The organism is Acinetobacter sp. PFS20, assembly GCF_052261015.1.
Lineage (GTDB): Bacteria > Pseudomonadota > Gammaproteobacteria > Pseudomonadales > Moraxellaceae > Acinetobacter.
Genome location: NZ_JBPVZE010000001.1, coordinates 2,797,336 through 2,821,754, shown reverse-complemented (window position 1 = coordinate 2,821,754; position 24,419 = coordinate 2,797,336). Strand labels below are relative to the sequence as shown.

Sequence of the window (24,419 nt, the reverse complement as noted above, 5' to 3'; positions counted from 1 at the left end):
CTTTAAATTTAAGCGACTAGCTTATCAATCCAAACTTCTAAGGTTGGTTGTTCAGCCAAATCTTCAAAACTCACCTGTGCGCCGTAAGCTTGCCATTTACCCACTAATGTCATGAGTCGTACCGAATCAAGCCCAAGCATGAGCAAATCATCATTTAACTGAATGTCTGATGCAGGAATCTGAAGCTGTTCGCTCACCGCCAAAACAATACCTTCTTCAGTGAGTGGTGATGCCGCTTGTTCAAGCGCCCAAGCTCGTGTGACTTGCTGAGTTGTCATGACTTGCCCACAACGAGTACTTGCGTATTTTAAAGCCATATCGTGTTCTTCACGGCTAAAATCAGCGAGCGCATCTCCACATAAAAATGGCTGGATATTTAGCATAAAGGCTTCCGCTGCACTCATAAGACAGCCGATATGAGCATAAATACCACAAATGATGAGCTGGTCGCGGTTTGACTCACGCATGAGTTGTTCAAGTGGAGAAAACTTAAATGCGCTATAACGCCATTTTGTTAAGACAGTATCATTTTTTTGAGGAGAAATTTCCGGCAAAATTTGAGTGATTTTCGGATCATCTTTTAGGCCAGTTCCCCAAAAGTCAGTTAATAACTGGCGATGTTCCGGTGTTTGGTTACCGGGCTGTGCCGTATAGACCACAGGGATATTAAACTTACGCGCAGTTTCAATTAGTTCTTTGGTATTTTTAATAAGCTCTGGAATAGGCGCTTGAGTTTGATCATAAAAATCTAAAAAATATTGCTGCATATCATGTACTAATAAAACAGCGCGATCGGTATGCAACTGCCAATGTGTTTTATTCGCCGTAAATTCGTGCGCTTGTGGCATGCTGTAACTAGCAATTTTAGGAATACTCATCAAATTTTTCCTTTTTTATCTTTAAGCAAGAACATTGGTGTTAGTTTCAAGTTGTTGACGTAATCTTTTTTTGTCGATTTTTCCAAAGGCTGTATATGGAAATTGCTCGATAAATTCGACCCGATCGGGAATTTTGTAGGTAGCAAGTCCATAGTCTTTCAGATGTTGACGAACTGACATTGCAAGGCGAATTTGGCTTGGGTCATCACTTTGTGCTTGCCATGCAATAAATGCACAGCTTTTTTCCCCCATAATCTCATCAGGCATAGCAATTAGTGCAGCCAAACGGATTTGTTGGTGAGTTAATAAAGCTTGTTCAACCTCTTCAGTCGCAATTTTTTCACCAGCGCGATTGATTTGTTCTTTTGAACGCCCTTCTACCACAATGCAGCCATCTTCGCGGATACGCACTAAATCGCCTGTTCGATAAAAACCATCTGGTGTAAAAGAACGTTCATTGTGCTCTGGTGCTTGATAATAGCCGCGAATGGTATAAGGCCCACGAGTCAGCAAATGCCCTACTTCTCCAGCGTCTACTGGCTGATCGTTATCATCTAGCACCAAGATTTCATCATCTTGTGAGATTTTTAAACCTTGGGTATGAACGATTTGCTCTTTCGTCATGTCAAAACGGGTGTAGTTCACCAGTCCTTCAGCCATACCAAAGACTTGTTGTAGATTGACTTGAAATTCATCAATTAGGCGTGAGGCGACCGCATCGGGCAAACGTGCTCCACCGACTTGCAAGCAATGTAAAGTCGATAATATTGAATCTTGATCTTTTGCCGCTTTATCCATCCATGGTCGGACTAAAGCAGGAACCAAGCAAGCATCAGTCACACCGTGTTTTTTGATTAATGAAAAAGCAGTTTCAGGGCTTGGATCAGTTCCTAAAACCACAGCCCCACCCGAATAAAAAATGCCTAAAGAACCAGCCGAACTCATTGAAAAGTTATGTGCCGCGGGTAAAACCATGAGTAAGCGTGATGACTGATTGAGACGGCAGATTTTTGCGCTTTCGCGTACGCTATATAAGTAGTCGTCATGGGTACGTGGAATCAGTTTAGGAACACCAGTACTTCCACCTGAAAGTTGTAAGAAAGCAACCTGATCTGCCGTAGTTGGCGAGATCGCCTCATCTGAAATATGGGTTTCTTTTAATAGGTCTTGAATTGCTATAAATTTACCAGCATTTCCAAGGACAAATACATGTTGTAAGCAAGGAGCAGTTTGCTGAAGCTTTTCGGCAAGCTCTCGGTAGTCAAATTTTTGTGCACCAAAATCAGCACAGAAATAAGCTTTTGCTTGAGTTTGTTTAAAAAAACTACTGAGTTCTGCATAGCGATGTGCAGGTAAAGACATCACAGGTAAAGCACCCAGCCGAATCAGTGCAAAAAATAAAACATAGAACTGATAGTGATTCGGCATTTGTACAACCGCTTTATCACCCGCTCTTAGTCCATGTTGATATAAGTGGCTTGTGCAGTAATCAACTAAATGATCAAACTGAGCGTAACTGACGGCTTTATCCCCATCATATACCGCAATATTTTCTGGGTATTTTTGAGCACTTTCACGCAAGAAATCACTCAAGTTTTGCCCAAGCCAATAACCTTTTTTACGGTAAATCTCAGCAAACTCTGCTGGATATGGCACGGCGCCATCCAGATAAACCTGTATTGTCATGTGTTTGGTCCTTGTATTGGCAATTGATTGGGTGAAATCTGGAATCCATCCAGTACAGTACGAAATTTAGCGGCAGTTTCAGCATGTTCAGCTTGCGGACGAGATGCTTCTACAATCCCTGCACCAGCAAATAAACGGGCAATATTTTGATAAATTCGGGCACAGCGAACAGTCACCGACCATTCACCATTACCTTGTTCATCTGCCCAGCCCATAGTTCCTGCAAATAATTCACGGTTAAATGGTTCAAGTTGTTGAATTAATTCTTTAGCAATTGGACTAGGCTCCCCACATATTGCGGGTGTTGGGTGTAAGCGTTCAATTAAGTCAAAAACATGAGTATCGGCTTTCTTAAGTTCGCCGGTGATATGGGATGCCAAGTGCCAGAGGCGTTTGGTACGAATGAGGGATGGTTGTTTTGGTACTTGTAATTGCTTACAAAAAGGTGTGAGCTCATCGGCAATCATTTCGATGACGAGTGCATGTTCACGTTGATCTTTTTGTGAAGCCAGTAATGCTCTGGCATTGTTTTGGTCTACGGTTGGGTCATCATCACGAGCCAATGTACCGGCAACCGGTTTACTCCAGATTTTTGTATTTTGCTTTGCAATTAAGAGTTCGGGGCTTGCACCGACAAACCACCCTTCACTTTGAGGATGCCTCGCAACTGCATAGTTATAGCCTTCGGGATTATGCTTAGCTAAGTTATAAAATAAGTCCGAGACAGGAATATTTTGTTCAAATTCAAGTTGTAAAATACGAGCAAGTACGGCTTTATCGAGTTTTTTTGCTTGCATTTGTTGAACTAAATACTCAACTTGCTGTTGGTAATGTTCACCTAAAGGGAAATAATCCGCCTTTTCTAAAGATAAAAAACCAAAATCAATATCAGATTGTGCATAGAGTACTTTCTGATAGATTTTTGCATTTTGCATGAGCATTAAATTGACATCGGCTGTCGAGCAAAATGGTAGTCCACCCATAATTTTGACGTCTTTATAACCTTTATTTATTGCAAGCTGTAATTGAGTTCGCGCTTCATCTAACCAATCTTTTAAAAGGCTATTTTTAGCGACTTGAATATCTCGTAATTTTTGATGACTATTGATGGTGTATTCTGGCGTGGTAAAAATAAAACCTGCGTCATTTCCACAATTTAAAATTTCTTGCGCTAGTGCAACGCGGCTTTCAGTAAAATTTTCTCGTTGGATAAAATACGGATGCTGTGCCGACATCTCGCAACTCCTTATCAATTATTTTGTTGTAATGAATGGATGTTTAAACGCCTAAAGTGGCTCCTCCATCAACCACAATTTCTTGCATGGTAATTTGTGCGGCCTGATCAGAAAGTAAAAAACTCACCGTATTGGCAATATCTTCAGGTTGGGCTAATTTCCTTAAGGGAATGCCTGTACGGTATTGGCTTAAATCTCCATCGATTACCGCAGGCGGAGGCGAATTATCTGTCCAAAGCTGCTGCTGCATTTGAGTTAGCGTAGAGCCTGGTGAAACAATATTAAGCCGGACTTGATGAGGTGCAATTTCAAGCGCAAGATTACGGCAGTAATGGCTCAATGCAGCTTTTGTAGTTGCATACATGCCAAGTTGTATACGTGGCATCCGTGAACTATTTGAGCTAATCGTGACAATACTTCCATGCTTTTTTTCACAAAAATGCTTGGCCAGTTGTTGACTAATCGCAATAGGTGCCATGACATTTACTGCGAAAAGTGTTTGCCAGTCTTCTGTTTTTGCTTCAAGCATAGAACGCATAATCAAAATGCCCGCCGCATTCACTAAACCCGTCACGCTATATTTGTTTAAAATATTGTTAATGAGTTTTGCTGTTGTTTCTTGATCAGTAATATCTTGCTGAAAGCCTTGCCAACGTGAGATTTCACGTTCTTCTAGCTTTTGAGTGATTTCCCATTGTTCTGGGTTTTCCTGTCGGTCGATGCCGATTACTTGATACCCTTGCTGCAATAATTTTTTTGCAATAGCAGCTCCAATACCTCTTGCAGCACCTGTGACTACGATGGTAGAGCTCATGTTTTACTCCAGTTTGACTCGAATATTAAATAGCGTCACATAATTGCAAATAATTATCATTATTATCAAGTGCGATAAATATCAAACATAAGATTACAATCTAAATCAAGTTACTTATTAACCATAAATCTAACTTAAATTATTGTTTTTAATTAACATTAGTAAAACGCATCTTTTTTTATTGATTATAATGATAATTGTTTTCATTTACTAATGAGAATCATTCTGATAATTTTACCGCGCTTTCTTGTCGAGATGGACTCAAAATGAAGCCATTTTCTCAACCCTTACATCCCCTATTTCAACAACTCAATGTTGGGAGTGAAGTCTGGTGGAATACCGTAAAAAAACTAGGTAGCCCGCTGGTCAACCTACAAAAAAATAAAGCGCTATGTACCTTTATTTGGCGTAGTTCTGAACTCAAAGAAAGCCTTTTTGTTTATATCGATATCTATTCACAAAGCCCTTCTATCTATCAAAAGTGGAATCATTTTAGCCGCGTAGCTGGGACAGATGTGTACTTTTTTGAAATAGAGTTGCCTCTAGCTTGGGCTGGTAGTTATGTGGTCGTGACATCTAGTGAGGAGGCCCCAGAAACAGATTGTGCAGCAACACGACGCGCATGGTGGCAAACCCAGCTTAAACAGAATGCTCAAATTGATCCATTCAATCAACATCGATTTTACACGGGACATCTGGCTCGATATATCAATCAAATTCAACTTGAAAACACAAAATCTTTAATAGCCGATTGCCCGATTACAAACACATTTCAATGGTTAAGTCGCTTATGCCAACAGGACTATTTAGTCGACGTTTTTATTAGTCATCAATCAACTCAAGAAGACTTGCCACTCATCATTTTGCTTGATGGCCAAATCTGGAGCCGAGAGCTTTCGATTATTCCCGATCTTCAGCATTTAACTGTTGCAGATAAGATTCGCCCAGCAGTTTATATTTTTGTTCATAGTTTAAATAGTCAACAACGCCAACGAGATTATGGTTGTCATGATGCGTTTAGTCAGGCGTTGGTTTATGAACTTATTGAAACGCTTCTAAAAGAATATTCCTTTATTTCTAAAACAGACATTACCTTATGTGGTCAAAGTTTAGGTGGATTATGCGCTTTACATAGCGCCTTGTTGTTCCCGACCATTTTTACTTCTCTGATTTTACAGTCTGGATCTTATTGGTGGTCAGATTTTTCGAACAGTACATTAGGTCAAAAATATAAAGGGAATATTTTAGAACTGCTTCAAAACCTATCTCATCTATTATCAAAAACAACTCAAATTTATATCAGTGCCGGCACGTATGAAACCGATATGCGGGACGATGCTCTACAGCTTTATCAACAATTGCAATCATTCAATCAAGTGAGCTTTCACAGTTTTTCAGGCGGACATGATGCCGTGAACTGGCGTACCGACTTGCTTAAGGCATTGCAAAAAACTCTTTCACTATAACCATTTGTTTCATCAAGGATAACAATATCATGAGCAACTTACAGGAAAACTATATTAATCCTTTCGATAACGAAAGTTTGTCTTTTCAGGTTTTAAAAAATCAACAAGGTGAGTTCAGTTTATGGCCTGCTCAACATCAGGTGCCATCGGGGTGGGATGTTCAGCATGGACCGGATACACGGGCTTCGTGTATTGCATATGTGGAAAAGCACTGGGTTGCGATTAACCCCTTTCAACAAGCATAAAGGAGTATTGTCATGAATCAGGCATTAAACAATGAATTTACTCCAGACCTTTCACAACCCGCTCGTTTTGAATTAACCTCTACTCAGCTCGGCATTTTCCTTGCCGATCATTTAAGTTCAATTGAAGATTTATATACCATTGCGCATTGTTTGGAACTACCAAAAACTGTCGACATCCCCACATTTAGAAAAGCAATTCAAATCGGCTTAAATGAAGCCGACACGGTCATTGCTTCATATTCATCTGACCCGTCTCAACCCTTTATTGAGCTTAATAATCAAGTTCAGTTTCAAATCGAAGAATTTGATTTTTGTCATTTAACGCCTAAAAAAGCTCAACAACGCTTATGGGACTGGATGCCATCAGATCGTCAATGTGCTAAATCACTTAAAGCTGGTGAATCTCAACTGTTCCGTCAGGTGCTATTTACGACACATGACAAAGTGTATTGGTATCAACGTTATCACCACATCATGCTTGATGGCTTTAGCATGATTAACCTAACCAAACGTATTGTTGAGCTATATCAACAATTACAAGAAGGAAAAGATCTTTCGGTTTCCCCGTTCATTGGCGTGAATGAAGTTATTTCAGAACGTCAGGCTTATGAAAATAGCCATCAATTTAAAATAGACCAAGCTTTCTGGAAAGCTTACTGTGAGGATTTACCGAGTCCAATTAGTTTAAGTACTCATCATTTAGCGGCAAAAACTACAGCAACATTTGTTAAGCATCAGCTGCGTTTTTCGACAGGAATTTTAGAGCAAATTCAGGCTTTAGCTGCACAAACCAAGTTGGCTTTAAATGACATTATGATGTCATTGTCATTACATTATATTTACAAAATGACCGATAAAGCTGAGTTGGTTAACGGTATTCCATTTATGCGCCGTTTAGGTTCAAAAGCGATTCGCTCAACCTTACCGACGGTAAATGTCTTGCCTGTGAAGTTTAAAGTTGCTGAAAAAGACAGTTGGGTAAGCTTGGCTCAACATGTACAAGAGAAATTACGACAAATTCGTCCACATCAAAAATATGATGCTGAACAAATTTTAAGAGATTTAAATAGTATCGATATTCATGAACGAATGTACGGTCCTATTTTAAACTATAAAGCTTTTGATCAAGACTTGATGTTAGATGGTGAAAAGGTCAAAACACACCATATTTCTACAGGACCAATTGATGATTTTGAGTTTTCTTTTATTGTTCAAGATCATGAGCTGATTATCGAACTACGTGCAGATTCGCAGCGTTATACACAAGATGAACTATTTAACCATGGTCAACGCTTAACTTTATTACTTGAACAAGCTCTAATTCGTCCAGAACAGGCATGTAGCAATTTTAATATTACGACACAACAAGAACTTGCTGCCCTAACTCAAAGTGGCATTGGTCCACGTGTTAGCCATCCTGAACAATATAATAATGTTCTAGATATTTTTTATGAGCAAATTAAAAAGTATCCCGAACGTACCGCAATTGTGAGTGGTGAACGTCTAGACCTTCAGCATCTCAGTTTTGCTGAGCTTGCAGTACAAGTGAATCAACTGACTCGTTTTTTACAAGAAAATGGAGCCAAAAAGCAAACTGTCATTGCTGGAGCTATTCCTCGTTCGATTGACTCAGTTGTGGTGATGTTATCCGTATTAAACTCTGGTGCAAGTTTCTTGCCTCTCGATTTAGATTATCCAATCGATCGTATGCAAATGATGTGTGAAGATGCAAATCCATTATTTGTATTAACCACACAAGCACTCGCACAGCAACTACCACAAAATATTCAGCAGTTATATCTTGATCATGAAGATGTTCAAACGCAAATTCGAAAGCAAGATGCGAGTGATATTCCCGCTGAAAATCGCAAATTTGATTTCCAAGATGTTGCTTATGTAATTTTTACCTCAGGAAGTACGGGTCGTCCTAAAGGGGTAATGAATACACATGGTTCTTTACTCAACCTCATTTTGTCGCATAAACCAACCATTTACTGGCCAGTATTAGAAGCTGTAAATCAGCGTTTCCCTGAGCGTCCGTTACGTGCAGCGCATACACACTCTTTCTCTTTTGATTCATCTTGGTTGCAAGTTTTCTGGATGTTATGGGGCCAAGAGCTACATATTTTTGATGAAAACATGCGTCGAGATGCATTTGGTTTAGTGCAAGAAATTCAGCAACGACAAATCGATACACTGGATTTACCGCCATCTTTTTGTGCGCAAATGATGACGAATGGTTTATTTGCTGAAAATCAGCATCACCCAAGTCTTATTTTGATTGGTGGTGAAGCTGCACCTCTAGCCTTATGGCAACAGCTCAATGCTCAGCCAGCGCTTTTTGCTCATAACTTATATGGCCCAACAGAATATACGGTTGATACTTTCCGGGCAGAATTAAAACAGACCGCTCGCCCTGTCATTGGTAACCCTATTGGTAATACACAGGCCTATGTATTAGATCGCCATTTACAACGATGCCCGACTGGGGTTATTGGTGAGCTGTATATTTCTGGCTTTGGCATTGCCAATGGTTATTTAGGTCGAGCTGATTTAAGTGCTGCCCGTTTTGTAGCGAATCCATTTGAACATGGACAGCGCATGTACCGTACGGGTGATTTAGTCCGCTGGAATAGTTCTGGTAAACTTGAATTTATGGGACGCTGTGATGACCAGATTAAAATTCGTGGTTATCGAGTTGAGATCGGTGAAGTTGAAAATGCACTTTCGATTTTAGCCAATGTTGAAAGCGCAGTCGTGATTGCAGAACCGATCAATAACAGTCATCGTTTACTTGGTTACTGTGTGGTCAAAGACATTGAACTTGATGAAAAAACCAGTGAGCAATTAAGTCAACAATATTTAAGCCAGTTACGTCAAAACCTGCCTGAATATATGGTGCCATCTGCCCTGACTGTTATGTCCGAATTTCCACGAAATGTAAGTGGCAAAGTCGATAAAAAGGCACTGCCAAAGCCTCAAATTCGTACCCATAGCCGAATGGCCGAAACGCCTGAACAACAACTTTTATGTCAAATTACTGCATCTGTTCTTAAGCTTGACGCAATTGGAATTGATGATGACTTCTTTATGACAGGTGGCGATAGTATTTCGGCCATTATGCTTTGTACTCAACTACGCCAACGTGGTTATGGTTTAAGACCAAGTGATGTATTTCAATTTAAAACAGTCGCCGCTATGGCACCGCAACTCACCCGTTTAGATGAACAACAAGCAGCCGTTTCAAAACCGTTATTTTCAGCAGACCTAGAGCAAAAAGTTCAAGAAAAATATGGAAAAAACAGCACTATTTTACCTTTGCTTCCTTTGCAAAAAGGCATGCTGTTCTTATCTCAAGTAGAAAATCAATCGAACTATAATGCCTTTACTCGTCTTAGTTTAAATGGAGAAATTGATCCGGTACGTTTGCAGCAAGCTTTGATTACCGTATTAAAACGTCACCCGCAACTAGGTGGGCATTTTGATAGCGAATTAGCTGAAGAACCTGTTTTTATCTATTCATTACATCCTAATCAAGCTTGGCCAGTTCAGTTTTGTTCGGTCACTCCCGATTTGCTTGAACAAACCATTCAAGAAGCATTGCAGCAACCGATTCACCTCGACCAACCCTATGGCTTAATTCGGGCAACCTTAATTCAACATGCTCCAGAACAGTCAGAATTATTGATTATGGTGCATCATCTGTTGACAGATGGTTGGTCAACTCCGCTGTTTTTACAAGACTTTATTAAAGCCTATCAGCAAACTAACCAACAATTGCCTGTGCTTGAACATAGTTATGAAATAGTGATTAAAGCTTTATCTGGACGTGACCATGAAACATCAAAAGTAATATGGCAACGTGATTTAGCAGATTTACAGCCACTTATTTTATTTAATCAAGCTCAGCAAGCTGTACAGGAAACTTCATATCGTTTAAGTGCTGAGTTGGGCGCGAAACTTCAACACAAATTACGTCAGCAAGGCATCACGCTTAATGTCTTCATGCAAATGATTTGGGCAATGACTTTAAATATTTATGCTCACCGTGAAGATATTGTGTTTGGTACACCTGTTTCTGGACGCTCAGCACCTATCAATGGCTTAGAGCAACAGATTGGATTGTTTTTAAATACGATTCCAGTACGTGTAAAGCTCAACATGCAGCAAACACTTTGGGAGCAATTGACTCAGTTACAGCAATTGCATGTTGAACATTTAGAGCATGATGGTTTGGGTCTGGGTACAATTCAGCAATTAGTGGGACAAGGCAATCTTTTCGATAGTTTGTTAGTCGTAGAAAACTATCCTGATAACCAGTATTTACAGCAAAAACTGGGTGATGCTGCGATTTCAAAACTCACAAATCGTGGTTATAGCCATTACCCGCTTGCTTTGTTAGTTATCCCTGATCATCAAATTGAACTATTACTTGAACAGCGTGGTGTAATTGATCAGCCTGAACACTTCCTTGAGCGAATGGTTCAATTGATTGAAATTGCATTAAATGAACCAGAGACTTCTCTAGCTCACTATCGCTTACAACTGGCCGAAGAACGCGATTTAATCCAGAAAACGAATCAAACCCAATACTATGTTCGCCAGAGCACGTTACAGCAATTACTCAGAGAACAAGCTCGAATTACGCCTGAACAAACGGCGTTATCTGATGAAAATCATCAGCTCAGTTTCAGTGAAGTGCGTTTGCAAGTTTGTGCGTTAGCACAGCAATTACAAAATGCGGGCATACAAGCTGGAGATATTGTTGCTGTTGCCCTACCAAGATCAGTCAAACTAAGTATTGCTGTTTTAGCGGTAATTGAAGCAGGTGCAGCTTATCTACCTCTTGATTTACAGCATCCGACTGAACGCATCAAATTTATGTGGCAGGATGCCAAATCTAAACTTGTGATTGGTGAACAAAAAGATTTAGCAGCTATTGTTCACCCATCAATAGCTACCTTTGCTTTTAATGAATTATTTGATGAAACAAAGGTTGATTTAAGTAGCTATAAAACGACAGTTATTACCCCACAGCATCCGGCATATTTAATCTATACCTCAGGTACAACAGGCCAGCCGAAAGGTGTTATGGTTTCTCACCAAGCCATTGTAAACCGTATTTTATGGATGCAATCAGAGTATCCGCTTTCAGCAACAGATACGATTTTGCAAAAAACGCCATGTACTTTTGATGTTTCGGTATGGGAGTTTTTCTGGTCATATTTAGTAGGTGCAAGATTGGTTATGGCTCCTGTGGATGCACACCGTGACCCATTGGTATTATTAAACCTCATTCAAAAATATCAAGTAACAACACTACATTTTGTACCATCGATGTTGGCCGTTTTTGAAAATGCCGCTACCGAAATTTTGTCATCTGCTCAGCGTCAAAGTTTACCAATTCGCCGAGTGTTCTGTAGTGGTGAGGCATTACCAACAGCTCTAGCAAAATCATTTACCGAGCATTTTAGTTGTGAGCTACATAACTTATATGGCCCAACAGAAGCGGCCGTAGATGTGAGTTATATGGATGCAACACTAGGTTTACACCCTGAAGAAAGTAGCGTCGCAATTGGTTATCCAGTCTGGAATACCCAGCTTTATATTTTAGATCAATACTTACGCCCTGTTCCTATTGGAGTGGACGGTGAGCTTTATTTAGCTGGTCATCAACTTGCCATGGGTTATTTGCATCGGCCGGACTTAACCGCATCACGTTTTGTGGCAAATCCATTTACAGCAGGTCAACGCATGTACCGTACTGGTGATATTGCCCGTTGGCATGCAGACGGCAGTATTCAATATGTGGGCCGTGCTGATGACCAGTTAAAGATACGGGGTCAACGTATTGAACTGGGTGAAATTGAACAGCAATTACGCTTACTCAGTGGTCTTGATGTGGTTGTACATCCTATCTCTTCTGAGCAAAATAAAGCAGATGTTCAATTGGTCGCTTACTTGCAAACAACTGCACCTGTGGACATCGACCAGTTAAAGAAACAATTGGCGAAACAGCTTCCAACTTATATGGTGCCTACACACTATATGCTAGTTGAGAAATTCCCATTAAGTCATAATGGGAAGCTGGACCGTAAAGCACTGCCACAACCGCAGCTAGAGTCTTCAAATACAGAAAAACAGTACGCTACCACTGCTTTTGAACATGAGCTGACACGTATATTCCAGCAAGTTTTAAATACAGATCAAAATATTGGTGTGAACGAAGATTTCTTTGCCATTGGTGGACATTCCATTTTGGTGATGAAGCTTGCAATTGAAATCCGAAAAGTATTTAAGCGGACCATTCCAATTGGCCAATTGATGAGTCATGTCACGATTCAACGTTTAGCAGCTTTACTGCTTACACAAGAACGTTTAGCAGAAGTTGAACAAACTGGCATGCAACCTATTTTACCAATCCGTTCTGGTTCAGGGCATCCATTGTTCTGTTTCTACCCGGGTTCTGGTTCGGCATGGCAATATACGGTTTTGAATCGTTATTTGCATTCTGATTTACCTATTATTGGATTGCAGTCACCTCGACCAGATGGCCTATTGGCAAATAGTACTGATATGGACGAATTGGTTGAAAAACAACTTGAGATTATGCGCAAGCAACAACCAACCGGACCTTATACTTTATTAGGTTATTCACTTGGTGGCACTGTGGCTTATGCAGTTGCAGCGAAGTTAACTGAACAAGGTGAAAAAGTTGATTATCTCGGCTTATTAGACACTTACCCTGCTGAAATTCATCAGTGGTTAGATTTATCTGTAGAGAAAATGAATGCTGAAGCTGAACAAGAACAGCTTCAATTCTTCAATGATATTTTAGCCGATGCAGATACGGCTTTAAGTAAAGAAACCCGCCGTTTACAAGAGGATATTTTCGCAAACTATCGCGATGCGGTCCGTTTATTAAAACCTTATAAAATGCCAAACTTTGATGGTGAACTACACTTAGTTGTCGCTGAAAAAGACTTGCTGCCGTATATTCAACCAGAACAACAATGGTCACCTTTAGTCAAAAAACTCAATATTGTTCGACTAAGCGAGGCGGACCATACCAATATATTGTCTCCGCAGCAGCTTGAAACACTTGGCCCGATTTTAAACCGCATGATTTGTCAGGCGCGCGGTTTAGAGGAGAACACGCCATGAGCTTCAAATCTATATTGACCGACTTTAGTCTTTTAAAACGCAATGCTCATTTCCGACATGTATTTATTGCCCGCACATTGTCATTGTTAACGATTGGTATGTTAGTCGTGGCTATTCCAAAACAAGTCTATGACATTACGGGTAGTTCGTTAAATGTTGCCGTTGCAATGGCTTTTGAAGGCATTGCCATGTTTATTGGTTTATTGCTTGGTGGTTTGCTGTCAGATCGCAAAGACCGAAAATGGCTAATTTTATTGGCACGTGGTGTATGTGGCTTAGGCTTTGCTGGCCTCGCCATTAATGCCATGTTTGAGCATCCCTCGCTCTATGCCATTTACTTTCTTTCAGCATGGGATGGTTTCTTTGGGGCACTCGGTGTAACGGCAATGATGGCGATCATGCCTGTGATTGTAGGGCGCGAAAATATTGTACAAGCCCGTGCAATCAGCATGGTATCCGTACGTCTTGCAACCGTTATTTCACCTGCAATCGGCGGTATTTTAATTGCTGCTAGCGGTGTTGCGACCGTGTATTGGGTCTCAACAGTAGGTACTTTACTCACTGTGTTTTTATTGATGGGACTACCTGCGCTTAAACCGCAACATGTGTCAAATGGCGAGAGCCCTCTTCGCCAATTAGTCCAAGGTTTTAAATTCGTCTTTAAAAATAAAATAGTCGGTAGCACGATTTTAATTGGCACATTGCTCAGTTTTAGCAGTGCTATTCGTATTATTTTTCCGCAAATGGCAGATGAAATTTTTCACGGCGGTGCATTCGAACTCGGGCTTATGTATACGGCAGTGCCTTTAGGCTCGACTTTAGGAGCTTTACTCAGTGGCTGGACAACACGTTTACTCAGACCCGGCTTGGTCATGCTCTATACGTGTTTAGGGGTTTTTAGCTGCATGATTATGATTGGACTTTCACCGTGGCTCATCGTGACTTTGCCCATTTTATGTGTATTTGGATATTTGATGTCGATTGCCAACTTGCTTCAATACAGCATTGTGCAAGGACATACACCTGATGAATATTTAGGGCGTATTAATTCAATCTGGCTTGCACAAGATGCATTAGGCGATTCGATTGCCACCACAACTTTAGGTCTTTTAACTCGGTTCTTACCAATATCCGGAAGTATCCTCTTCTTTGGCATATTAAGCTTTGCAGTCGGTTTTATGTTCTTATTCAACTCTCAAGATATGCGGGAAACAGGATTCCAAGATCCTAAGTTACAAGAAAATTAATCTCTAAATAAAAAAGAAGGCAATTCGTTGCCTTCTTTTGCATTAAGCAGAATGACGTGCCTGAAAAACCCAAGTCATAATATGGTCTTGTTCTATGGTCCAGCCACCATCATAGCGTTCTAAGAGTTGATAGCGCTGTTGAATTTCTGGCAAAAAAGTTAGCGTTAATGTTTGATTTTCAAAATTAATATCAACGATAGATGCTTCTAAGAAATCGATATATTGCTTTGCAGTGGGATAAATCGCTTTATATAGGCTTTCTTTTACAGAGAAAATTAAGCTCACATAGCGGGCAAAATCAAAAAACTCAGCCGCTTTACTTTTCCATAAATCAAACTCAGATGGTGTTAAAACAAGAGGTGCACTTTCTTGAGCAAATTCTGAGGTCACCCAGTGTTCAATATCAATTCCCAAATAAATCGCATTATTAGATAGCGTAACAATTAACTTATTTTGTGAATGACTAATACTCCCCAAAACATGGGATGGCCAGATGGGTAAATGTTCGTGCATTGAGGTTATTGACTGATCTAAACCAAAATGATGACTTAAAACAGCCTGAGCCAATACTCTCCCACAAAGGTATTCTTGTTGACGTTTTGGATGTGCTTGAGCAATTTTTAATGGATGCTCTAATTGTTGGTCTAGATGCAAATGCGTTGTTTGTGATAAATCTAGACAATAACAAAATAGCTCTGATGTAAGAAAAATAGGACTCGAAATTTCATAAATTGATGTACTGATTTGTTCAGGAATATATAGATAATGACTCACTGTATTCGACTTCAAAATAAATATTTTTAATGAGTTATCTCCTATCTTAACTTACTCAACGCAAATATATAAATAATTATATTTATCATTTGATAATAATTATTATTTACTTATACTATTGGGTAAATTTTGACTTTAATTTACTTATAAACATTGATTATGAAACTTATAGGACTTTTTTTGACCCTGTTGGGAGCGGTCAGTATCTATTGTAGTCATAGCAACCAAAATCTGTTGTCTCAGCATCTTCCTACTTTTTTTAAGTATTTGGGTCTAGTGCTATTAAGCATTGGATTTATTGTGCTCTTTGCAAGCTTACCAAAAGTTGTTGCCGCTTTTTGTTGGTTTATGCTCATCATTTTTGCTTGGTCTTTCCTCCCTTTTATGGCGCTTTTTAAACGGAAACTGATTTCATGAAAGCTAAAATTCAGTCTCCGATCCAGCCAGACTGGTGGAGTAAAACTTTTGCTGGTGGTGTTTTTGGTCTAAGTCTTTCTATCGCTATTGGTAATTTGATTGTTTTATTAGGCCAACCTTATGTTGCCATGGATTTATTAATGCAAGTGGGGATGTGGAGCGTTCCATGGTGTTGGATGCCTATTATGTTTGGCAGTTATTTTTTTACGACTGGGCGAAAAGCGCTTATCTATTTATTGACTGCCAATGCCCTAGCGTATAGCTGTATTTTTGTATTACGGGGTTAAACATGAAAGTACGTTCAGACATCATGAAATTAGCAAAAAGTATGCATACTTGGGTGGGTGTATGTGCTGGGATTTTGCTTTTTATCTGTTTCTTTGCTGGTGGGCTCAGCATGTTTCAGCACCATATTAGTAAGTGGGCTACGCCAACACAGCAAGTTTTACCAAAAGTCTCACCCGACCAATATAATGAACTCATTCAAAAAGTACAGACTGCCTATCCAGCTGCGCAAAAGAACTTCACACTAAATTTATCGTCTAATGAATTTCACTATGCACCTATTACGTGGAGTGAACATGAACGTGGAGATGGCTTTAATGCGGCGCAGTCTACGTGGATGGCAAGCTTAGATGATAAAGGTCAGTTAATCGTTGCCCAAGAAAACCTATCTAAAGCTGGCTGGCTGATCGAACAATTGCATGAAACAGCAGGCATACCGGGCATGGCAGGCCATCACGGATTAGGCCTGTATGTGATGGGCGTGGTTTCAATTTTATATTTTCTTGCCCTGCTTTCAGGAGTGATCATACTTTTACCAACCTTGGTAAAGGATTATTTTGTTATTCGCCCTGGTAAAAATAAAAAGCGATTTTGGCTAGATGCGCATAACGTGATTGGAATTACGAGCTTACCTTTCCACATCATTATTAGTATTAGCGTTATTGTCTTTGCTTTTCATGACTTTTTTTATGATGCGATTGGACAGCTTGCCCTCAAAGGACAGCCAGTTTTTCAGCGTTCTCCCCCAGCGCTTATTCAACCTAAACAAACACAGATTGATGTACAGCAAATATTAGCCCAAGCTAAAAAAGTAGCGCCTGAATATTCTGTTGACTATATCCAGTTCAGTGGCCTAGACAAACCTGAAAAAGCCAATGCACGTATTGCTCTGTATAGTTCAGATCAGATGTTGCGCGGTGCAAATCATGACTTTATGCGTATGAATCCATATGCAGTTGAGCACTTTAATCATAAAGGTATTAACACACAGACTGATGCTGGAAATAAGTTAATCAACGCCATGTTTAGTCTACATTTTGGAAGTTTTGGTGGTACGGGCGTACGTTGGATTTATTTTGTGTTAGGTGTTGGTGGTGCCTTCTTATTTTATACGGGCAACATCCTTTGGGTTGAAACTCGCGCACGTAAACAGAAGCGTGCAGAAGACCCTGTTCCTGTTCAACGTAAAGATGTGGTGTTTCTTGCGAACTTAACGATAGGTGCATGTTTAGGGTGTGTTTTAGCTGTCGTAGGTACAATGTTGGCCAGTCGTTGGCTTTTCGCTACACTCAATATTGAAAGCATGAATCACCTCTTTATATATGGTTATTATGCGATTTTCCTACTGAGTTTGATTTATACCTTTGTGATTGGCTATGCAAAAGCTTTACCACAACTGCTATTAACCTTGGTTTTGGTGTTATTTGCAATTCCGCTTACATCCCTTTTAGCCTACTTCATTCCTCAAAGTGGCTTATGGGTACATGGCGGAGAAATCTTAGTGGTTGATTTCTTAGCTATAATTTTTGCTTTTGCTTTCTGGCGTTTTTATCAACAAGCCCAAGATCGCCGAAAATCTGCTCCAACGGGCAGTTTATGGGCTAGCTAACAACCATGAATCAACATGACTGAAATAATGTGTGAAATATGAAAAATTATAAAACCCACATTGTTTCGGTCAGTTGTTTAATTTCTTGAATATCATGACTCACATAAATTATTGGAATTTTTATTTCCTCTTTTACCTTCTGGAAAAAAGGAATAATTTCAGCTTTATGATTCGCATCTAGTGCTGATAATGGCTCATCAAGGAGTAACAGCTTAGGTGAATATAATAATGCTCGACCCAGTGCTACGCGCTGTTTTTCCCCTCCTGAGAGTTTGATGGGCATACGTTGTAATAAGTGGCCTAACTTTAATAACTCAATAATATAATCTGCTTCAAAGTGACGCTCTTGTTGGGGCAGGTGCTTAAGACCAAATAATAAATTTTGCTTTACCGTTTTATGCGGAAAAAGCTGAGCATCTTGAAAAACTAATCCAACATGCCGCTTTTGGGTGCTCAAATTAATGTTTTGATCTGAATCAAACCATGTTTGATCCTGTATTTTAATGAGTCCACTATGCGGTGTGTTCAGCCCTGCAATGGCATGTAAAATCGATGTTTTACCTGACCCAGAGGCACCAAATAGCCCAATAACAGAAGCATCTGACTGGAAACTAGGCTCAATATGAAATTGACCCATCTGTAGGTGAAAACGGCAATCAATCAACATAACCTTACCGTCCTAAACGTTTCTTTTGATAACGATGAAACCACTGTGCAAACCATAAGGCTAAAAAAGCCACGCTTAACGATAAAACAATAAGCCGTTGAATAGCGGCCTCTGTATCGGGCTGTTGCATTAAGCTATACATGGCTAGAGGCAAAGTGCGTGTTTCATTTGAAATATTACCCACAAAGGTAATGGTTGCACCAAACTCACCTAAACTGCGGCAAAAACATAAAATAGCACCAATTAAAATACCACTGCTGGCAAGAGGTAAAGTGACATGAAAAAATGCCCCTAAAGATGAGGCACCTAATGTCTTTGCTGCCTTTTCTAAGCGCTGATCGACCAGTTCAATTGCTAGTCGAATCGATTGCACCAATAGCGGGAAACCCATCACTGCCGAGGCAAGAACTGCGCCTTTCCAGTTAAATGCAAAATCAATTCCGAGTGGCGCCAAATATTGCCCAACAACGCCGCGGCTCCCAAAAACTTGTAAAAGCAAATAACCAGGAACCACTGGTGGTAACACCAAAGGTAAAAACACCAATGTTTCAATGAATGACTTACCCCAGAACTCTTTACGTGCCAAAAACCACCCCACACAAATTGCAGGAATAATACTGACGACAAGACAACTTGCCGCTACCTTACAAGAAAGTTGCAGCACGCTGAGTTCTTCGGGGGTTAATGAAAACATCATGGCTTGACTGGAGCCAACACGCTAAAGCCATATTTTTTAAAAACAGCTTTGGCTTGATTGCTTTGTAAAAACTGATAGAACTTTGCTGAGTTTGAGTTCTTTTTAATCAACCCTACAGGATAAATAATTGGCGAATGTGTATTTATCGGAAATACACCAGCTACATTCACGTCTTTGCTAATGGCTGCATCAGTTGCATAGACAATGCCAACCTGACATTCACCACGCGCAACAAAATTTAATGCCGCTCGAACATCTTCTGTTTCAACTAACTTTGGCTCAATACGACTCCACCAACCTAAATTGGTAAAAGCTTGTTTAGCATATTTGCCTACAGGCACACTTTTAGTATCCCCTGTACAAATCTTTCCTGTAAACACTTTATTTAGATCGGTTGTTTTATCTAGTTTTACGTTTAGTGACTGCCCTTTTGGAGTAATTAGAACCAAACGGTTGCCTAATAAATTCACACGGTCATTAGCAGCTACTCGTTTTTTGTTTTGCAGATAATCCATCCACTGTATATCTGCTGAAATAAAAATATCTGCAGGTGCCCCAGCTTCAATTTGTTTCGCTAAGGTTGATGAACCAGCATATGAAGTTTTAACTTCTATATTATTTTGTTTTTCATAAATTTTTTCTAAATCATTAATAGCATTGGTTAAGCTGGCTGCTGCATAAACAGTAACCGATTCAGCCTTGGCTGGAATATTAAAGACCAATCCTATGCTGAGCACCGAACAGGCTAAAGCCAACTTTTTTATCTTCGCATTACTTACCATTATGTTTTACCTTTTTTTGTCTTTTTTTGCAGCGATATATACCCAAGAATATAGCGCTACACAAAGATTATGAAAAGCATAATTCGTCAAATATAGATGACTGGAATGAAGGTAAATAGCGCAATTTGTATTTAAAACTTCATTTTGGTGCACTCGGTAGTGAGGCTAACCATTTAAGAGCACTATATAAAACTTATTTTCTTTTAAACTTTAGTGTCTAATTTAATTGGTTTTATGGTCATCCCTATGCCAAAAATCACATAGAGATAACCATAAAGATCTATAGAAAGATCAGTCGTTTATGCCAGCCACTTTTTTAGATACGCAAAAAAACGCCTACCCCAGACTATCTTTTTCGATAGTGCAGAATAGACGCCATTGTCTGTGTAACTGAAAATTGCAGCAGTGCTTTTTCAGCGTGCACTTTGTATTAAGCAAAAGCTATACCAAATTAAAAGATTCAGTCTCTATAAAATCTTTTAATTTAGTTTTTTAAATAGCTACTCATAATTTGATAATCATGTTCTAAGGCTTGTCGAGCATTAACTTCCATTTGACGATAGTGTTGTAATACTTTCTGGCCCAAAGCTGTAACGGCTGCCCCACCACCATGTGTTCCACCTGTTTGAGTTTCTACTAGAGCTGTTTCGAAGCATTGATTCATGGTGTCTACCAACTGCCATGCACGGCGATAGCTCATATTCATAGATTTTGCAGCTTGTGAGATCGAACCAGTTTTTTCAATTGCTTCAAGTAAGTCTGCTTTTCCAGGGCCAAACGCAATGTTTTGCTCTAAAAGAATTCTAATCTGTAATTTTAAGTTTTGTTCTTTCATCAGCTTAATTCACAAGATTTGATTTTATTCTGGTTAAGATTATATGGAAATTTAAAAAGATAGGACATATACATTTTTAAAATGCGATTACATCTTAAAGATAGTCTTATTAAAAAATCAAAACTGCACAAAGTGGATAAAGATCTGGAAAAAACGGATAGAGGCCAAAGCCTAATCGCGGTTCAATCAGTTAAAAGCTGAATGAATAGGATTGAGCAAATGACCTCATCTAATTTAAAACAATGGAATGATTTTGTAGATGGATGTATCGACTTCCGTCCTAACGATGGCGTGTTTCGTATTGCACGTAATATGTTCACTGAGCCTGAACTATTTGACTTGGAAATGGAACTTATTTTTGAAAAGGTTTGGATTTATGCATGTCACGAAAGTGAGATTCCAAACAATCATGATTTCCTAACCATTCAAATTGGTCGTCAACCGATTATTGTGAGCCGTGATGGTAAAGGCGAACTACATGCCATGGTGAATGCTTGTGAACATCGTGGCGCAACCTTAACACGCGTTGCTAAAGGCAACCAATCTACATTTACTTGTCCATTCCACGCATGGTGCTATAAGTCAGATGGTCGTTTAGTTAAAGTCAAAGCACCTGGCGAATATTGTGAAGATTTTGATAAATCAAGCCGTGGCTTAAAACAAGGCCGTATTGCCAGCTATCGTGGTTTCGTATTTGTAAGTCTTGATACTCAAGCAACAGATTCACTAGAAGACTTTTTGGGCGATGCAAAACTGTTCCTTGATTTAATGGTTAACCAGTCGCCAACGGGTGAACTTGAAGTGCTTCAAGGCAAATCATCTTATACCTTTGCAGGCAACTGGAAGCTACAAAATGAAAATGGCTTAGATGGCTACCATGTCAGCACTGTTCACTATAACTATGTCTCTACAGTCCAACACCGCCAACAAGTCAATGCATCAAAAGGTGAAGAACTCGATACGCTTGACTATAGCAAGTTAGGTGCGGGTGACTCAGAAACTGACGATGGCTGGTTCAGCTTCAAAAATGGCCATAGTGTTTTATTCAGTGATATGCCGAATCCCACAGTTCGTCCGGGTTACAGCACAGTTATGCCATATATGGTTGAAAAATACGGCGACAAATATGCTGAGTGGGCAATGCACCGTTTAAGAAACTTGAACTTGTACCCTAGCCTATTTTTTATGGACCAGATTAGCTCACAGCTTCGTATTGTTCGCCCTGTGGCTTGGAATAAAACTGAAGTCATTAGTCAATGTATTGGGGTTAAAGGTGAATCTGCTGAAGCACGCCGTAACCGTATTCGCCAGTTCGAAGATTTCTTTAATGTGTCGGGTCTTGGTACACCAGACGATTTAGTTGAATTCCGTGAACAGCAAAAAGGTTTTCAGGCACGACTTGAACGTTGGAGCGATATTTCTCGTGGCTGTCAGTCTTGGGAATATGGTGCGACCAAAAACTCACAAGATTTAGGCATTCAACCTGTCATTACTGGCCGTGAGTTTACCCACGAAGGACTCTATGTAAACCAGCATGGACATTGGCAACGCCTAATGCTCGACGGATTAAACAAGAAAGCATTGAAAATGCAAGATATTACTTTTGAAAACAATGCCCTAATGGATGAGGTGTAACCATGTCACAAGAACTACATTTTGCTGTATCTCAGTTTTTGTACAAAAAAGCAGAACTTTGTGATGCTTATGACTGGGATGCCTATCTAGACCTTTACGATGAAGATAGTGAATATCATATTCCACAGTGGATTGATGACCATAACTATGTTCAAGATCCAAATCAGGGTTTGTCTTATATTTATTATGCGGACCGTACTGGACTTGAAGACCGTGTATTCCGTATTCGTACAGGTAAAGCTGCATCTGCAACGCCGTTACCCCGTACGTTACACAGCATGAATAACATTCGGGTTAAAACGTTGGATGACGGTCTTATTGAAGCAAAAGTTGCTTGGCAAACGCTTTATAACCGTCAAGGCTTAGAAGGCTGTTTTTACGGACACGCTACTTATCTTTTACGCCAAACAGCAGATGGTTTCCGTATTCGTCGTCAACACAGCATTTTGCTCAATGACAAAATTGATTCCGTTTTAGACTTCTATCACGTTTAAGGGAAATGAAAATGGGACATTCAGTTGCACTTAACTTTGCCGATGGCAAAACCTTTTTCATTTCGGTAAATAACGACGAATTACTGCTTGATGCAGCAGTTCGCCAAGGAATTAACCTGCCGCTAGACTGCCGTGAAGGTGTTTGTGGTACCTGTCAGGGACAGTGTGAAACTGGTCTTTATGAACAAGAATATGTTGATGAAGATGCATTAAGTGAGCGTGATTTGGCCGAGCGGAAAATGTTAGCTTGCCAGACGCGTGTGAAATCAGATGCAGCTTTTTATTTCGATCATGATTCTGCTATTTGTAACGCTGGTGATACTTTAAAAATTGAAACCAAAGTGACTGCGGTTGAGTTGGTTTCTGAAACAACAGCAATTTTGCATCTTGATGCGAGCAGTCATACTGAACAACTTCAGTTTTTACCGGGTCAATATGCTCGTTTGCAAATTCCAGATACTGACGACTGGCGTTCTTATTCTTTTGCAAATAGACCAAATGCAACCAATCAATTGCAATTTCTAATTCGTCTTTTGCCAGACGGTGTGATGAGCAATTACTTGCGTGATCGATGTAAAGTTGGACAAACCCTGCTCATTGAAGCACCTCTGGGTAGTTTCTATTTACGCGAAGTACAGCGACCACTGGTTTTTGTAGCTGGTGGAACAGGGTTATCTGCTTTCTTGGGAATGCTTGATAACTTGGTGGATCAACCGAACTCACCTGCGGTTCAGTTATATTACGGCGTAAATAGTGAAACCGATTTATGTGAACAGCAGCGTTTACATGCCTATGCAGAACAACTTCCAAACTTTAGTTATCACCCGATTGTGACTAAGGCAACCGAAGCTTGGCAAGGTAAAGCGGGTTATATTCATGAGCACTTAAATAAAGATCAACTGGCTGAACAAGCTTTTGATATGTATTTATGTGGCCCACCACCAATGATTGAAGCTGTTAAAAATTGGTTAGATGAACAATCTCTGCAAAACTATCGCATTTACAGTGAGAAGTTTTTACAAAGCAATACCTCACGTTGAAAGTAAAATAGCTTTAGTACAAATAAATTAAAAACCGCTAAAACCTGAAATGATTCAATATACTCTTATAAAGGGTATATTGAATTTTTGTTTTTTATTTTTAAAAAACCTTTATATTCAATAATATAAAATAATAAATTCCGACAAAATAAATTGACCGTTTTACTCGGATTTGCTATAAATTTTGATAGATCTTAAGGAATAAGATCATGATGAGATTAACTTATAGCACCGTTTATATCCTCCTATTCCATTTATTAATTCGGTAAATAAATTCCCAGATTAATATTTTCAAAAATCACAATGGTTAACGATTAAATTGGTCTATATCTTGCTTATATCTCATTGTAATTTGCGAGTAACTTATTTTTTTTAAGTGCCGTATTTACGTGTTGTAAAGTTAAGATTCACACATTTTGCACAGTAAATACAGGAGTGAGCCAAAAGGG

Annotated in this window: 18 protein-coding genes and 1 pseudogene; 9 read left to right on the top strand and 10 right to left on the bottom strand. The window is 39.6% G+C overall.

Features of this window, described 5'->3' with window-relative positions; genetic code table 11:
• Positions 1-8: 8 nt before the first annotated feature.
• The 5 genes and pseudogenes from ACS125_RS13320 to ACS125_RS13300 form a co-directional block, all read right to left on the bottom strand.
• Positions 9-197: a phosphopantetheine-binding protein gene (locus tag ACS125_RS13320; RefSeq protein WP_235823111.1), complete on the bottom strand. Its 189-nt coding sequence runs from the start codon at positions 195-197 to the stop codon at positions 9-11.
• Between the two features lie 30 nt (positions 198-227).
• Positions 228-878: pseudogene (locus tag ACS125_RS13315) on the bottom strand (isochorismatase family protein); the annotation flags it as partial.
• A 21-nt stretch (positions 879-899) separates the two neighbouring features.
• Positions 900-2,564, bottom strand: coding sequence for a (2,3-dihydroxybenzoyl)adenylate synthase (locus tag ACS125_RS13310; protein ID WP_443272612.1), 1,665 nt, complete (start codon positions 2,562-2,564; stop codon positions 900-902).
• Positions 2,561-3,799 carry an isochorismate synthase gene (locus ACS125_RS13305; RefSeq protein ID WP_443272610.1) on the bottom strand — a complete coding sequence of 413 codons (1,239 nt, stop codon included), beginning with the start codon at positions 3,797-3,799 and terminating at the stop codon, positions 2,561-2,563. Before ACS125_RS13305 ends, ACS125_RS13310 begins: the two co-directional genes overlap by 4 nt.
• Positions 3,800-3,842: 43 nt before the next feature.
• A complete protein-coding gene (locus ACS125_RS13300; RefSeq protein WP_443272608.1) occupies positions 3,843-4,613 on the bottom strand; it encodes an SDR family oxidoreductase in 771 nt (256 codons plus the stop codon).
• 266 nt (positions 4,614-4,879) lie between these two features.
• On the opposite strand from ACS125_RS13300, the gene fes reads away from it, so the two are divergent.
• From fes to entS, 4 genes are read left to right on the top strand one after another with little or no spacing between them, the layout of a single operon-like run.
• Complete coding sequence (gene fes / locus ACS125_RS13295) at positions 4,880-6,079, top strand: enterochelin esterase (RefSeq protein WP_443272606.1); 1,200 nt, start codon at positions 4,880-4,882, stop codon at positions 6,077-6,079.
• 29 nt (positions 6,080-6,108) lie between these two features.
• Positions 6,109-6,324 (top strand): MbtH family protein, encoded by a 216-nt coding sequence (locus ACS125_RS13290; RefSeq protein ID WP_003651732.1) that lies wholly within the window; start codon positions 6,109-6,111, stop codon positions 6,322-6,324.
• Positions 6,325-6,336: 12 nt separating this feature from the next.
• The gene (locus ACS125_RS13285; RefSeq protein WP_443272604.1) at positions 6,337-13,488 is read left to right on the top strand and encodes an amino acid adenylation domain-containing protein; all 7,152 of its coding nucleotides are present in this window, start codon (positions 6,337-6,339) and stop codon (positions 13,486-13,488) included.
• Entirely contained in the window at positions 13,485-14,735 is a 1,251-nt protein-coding gene (gene entS, locus ACS125_RS13280; protein ID WP_443272602.1) for an enterobactin transporter EntS, read from the top strand. The genes ACS125_RS13285 and entS overlap by 4 nt, the downstream gene beginning before the upstream one ends.
• A 42-nt stretch (positions 14,736-14,777) precedes the next feature.
• On the opposite strand, the gene ACS125_RS13275 is transcribed toward entS, so the two are convergent.
• The gene (locus tag ACS125_RS13275) at positions 14,778-15,509 is read right to left on the bottom strand and encodes a 4'-phosphopantetheinyl transferase family protein (RefSeq protein ID WP_443272600.1); all 732 of its coding nucleotides are present in this window, start codon (positions 15,507-15,509) and stop codon (positions 14,778-14,780) included.
• Positions 15,510-15,922: 413 nt separating this feature from the next.
• On the opposite strand from ACS125_RS13275, the gene ACS125_RS13270 reads away from it, so the two are divergent.
• Positions 15,923-16,213: a hypothetical protein gene (locus ACS125_RS13270; RefSeq protein WP_443272598.1), complete on the top strand. Its 291-nt coding sequence runs from the start codon at positions 15,923-15,925 to the stop codon at positions 16,211-16,213.
• A 2-nt stretch (positions 16,214-16,215) separates the two neighbouring features.
• The gene (locus ACS125_RS13265) at positions 16,216-17,820 is read left to right on the top strand and encodes a PepSY-associated TM helix domain-containing protein (protein ID WP_443272596.1); all 1,605 of its coding nucleotides are present in this window, start codon (positions 16,216-16,218) and stop codon (positions 17,818-17,820) included.
• 46 nt (positions 17,821-17,866) lie between these two features.
• On the opposite strand, the gene ACS125_RS13260 is transcribed toward ACS125_RS13265, so the two are convergent.
• From ACS125_RS13260 to ACS125_RS13245, 4 genes are all read right to left on the bottom strand, one after another.
• Entirely contained in the window at positions 17,867-18,487 is a 621-nt protein-coding gene (locus ACS125_RS13260) for an ATP-binding cassette domain-containing protein (protein WP_443272594.1), read from the bottom strand.
• Positions 18,488-18,491: 4 nt separating this feature from the next.
• Positions 18,492-19,184 carry a molybdate ABC transporter permease subunit gene (modB, locus tag ACS125_RS13255; protein ID WP_443272592.1) on the bottom strand — a complete coding sequence of 231 codons (693 nt, stop codon included), beginning with the start codon at positions 19,182-19,184 and terminating at the stop codon, positions 18,492-18,494.
• Positions 19,181-19,966, bottom strand: a complete 786-nt coding sequence (modA, locus tag ACS125_RS13250; protein WP_443272590.1) for a molybdate ABC transporter substrate-binding protein — start codon at positions 19,964-19,966, stop codon at positions 19,181-19,183. The genes modB and modA overlap by 4 nt, the downstream gene beginning before the upstream one ends.
• Before the next feature lie 484 nt (positions 19,967-20,450).
• Entirely contained in the window at positions 20,451-20,801 is a 351-nt protein-coding gene (locus ACS125_RS13245) for a winged helix-turn-helix domain-containing protein (protein WP_004792452.1), read from the bottom strand.
• A 219-nt stretch (positions 20,802-21,020) separates the two neighbouring features.
• Between ACS125_RS13245 and antA the strand changes: the two genes are divergently transcribed.
• From antA to antC, 3 genes are read left to right on the top strand one after another with little or no spacing between them, the layout of a single operon-like run.
• Entirely contained in the window at positions 21,021-22,436 is a 1,416-nt protein-coding gene (gene antA / locus ACS125_RS13240; protein ID WP_443272589.1) for an anthranilate 1,2-dioxygenase large subunit, read from the top strand.
• A gap of 2 nt (positions 22,437-22,438) precedes the next feature.
• Positions 22,439-22,930 (top strand): anthranilate 1,2-dioxygenase small subunit, encoded by a 492-nt coding sequence (antB, locus tag ACS125_RS13235; RefSeq protein WP_443272587.1) that lies wholly within the window; start codon positions 22,439-22,441, stop codon positions 22,928-22,930.
• A gap of 5 nt (positions 22,931-22,935) precedes the next feature.
• Positions 22,936-23,970, top strand: a complete 1,035-nt coding sequence (antC, locus tag ACS125_RS13230) for an anthranilate 1,2-dioxygenase electron transfer component AntC (protein WP_443272585.1) — start codon at positions 22,936-22,938, stop codon at positions 23,968-23,970.
• Positions 23,971-24,419 lie beyond the last annotated feature (449 nt).

Excerpts from the sequence above, each read along its gene's own strand:
- ACS125_RS13310 (WP_443272612.1), bottom strand. The coding sequence starts at position 2,564 with ATGACAATACAGGTTTATCTGGATGGCGCCGTGCCATATCCAGCAGAG.
- ACS125_RS13305 (WP_443272610.1), bottom strand. The coding sequence starts at position 3,799 with ATGTCGGCACAGCATCCGTATTTTATCCAACGAGAAAATTTTACTGAA.
- ACS125_RS13300 (WP_443272608.1), bottom strand. The coding sequence starts at position 4,613 with ATGAGCTCTACCATCGTAGTCACAGGTGCTGCAAGAGGTATTGGAGCT.
- fes (WP_443272606.1), top strand. The coding sequence starts at position 4,880 with ATGAAGCCATTTTCTCAACCCTTACATCCCCTATTTCAACAACTCAAT.
- ACS125_RS13290 (WP_003651732.1), top strand. The coding sequence starts at position 6,109 with ATGAGCAACTTACAGGAAAACTATATTAATCCTTTCGATAACGAAAGT.
- ACS125_RS13285 (WP_443272604.1), top strand. The coding sequence starts at position 6,337 with ATGAATCAGGCATTAAACAATGAATTTACTCCAGACCTTTCACAACCC.
- entS (WP_443272602.1), top strand. The coding sequence starts at position 13,485 with ATGAGCTTCAAATCTATATTGACCGACTTTAGTCTTTTAAAACGCAAT.
- ACS125_RS13270 (WP_443272598.1), top strand. The coding sequence starts at position 15,923 with ATGAAAGCTAAAATTCAGTCTCCGATCCAGCCAGACTGGTGGAGTAAA.
- ACS125_RS13265 (WP_443272596.1), top strand. The coding sequence starts at position 16,216 with ATGAAAGTACGTTCAGACATCATGAAATTAGCAAAAAGTATGCATACT.
- ACS125_RS13260 (WP_443272594.1), bottom strand. The coding sequence starts at position 18,487 with ATGTTGATTGATTGCCGTTTTCACCTACAGATGGGTCAATTTCATATT.
- modB (WP_443272592.1), bottom strand. The coding sequence starts at position 19,184 with ATGATGTTTTCATTAACCCCCGAAGAACTCAGCGTGCTGCAACTTTCT.
- modA (WP_443272590.1), bottom strand. The coding sequence starts at position 19,966 with ATGGTAAGTAATGCGAAGATAAAAAAGTTGGCTTTAGCCTGTTCGGTG.
- ACS125_RS13245 (WP_004792452.1), bottom strand. The coding sequence starts at position 20,801 with ATGAAAGAACAAAACTTAAAATTACAGATTAGAATTCTTTTAGAGCAA.
- antA (WP_443272589.1), top strand. The coding sequence starts at position 21,021 with ATGACCTCATCTAATTTAAAACAATGGAATGATTTTGTAGATGGATGT.
- antB (WP_443272587.1), top strand. The coding sequence starts at position 22,439 with ATGTCACAAGAACTACATTTTGCTGTATCTCAGTTTTTGTACAAAAAA.
- antC (WP_443272585.1), top strand. The coding sequence starts at position 22,936 with ATGAAAATGGGACATTCAGTTGCACTTAACTTTGCCGATGGCAAAACC.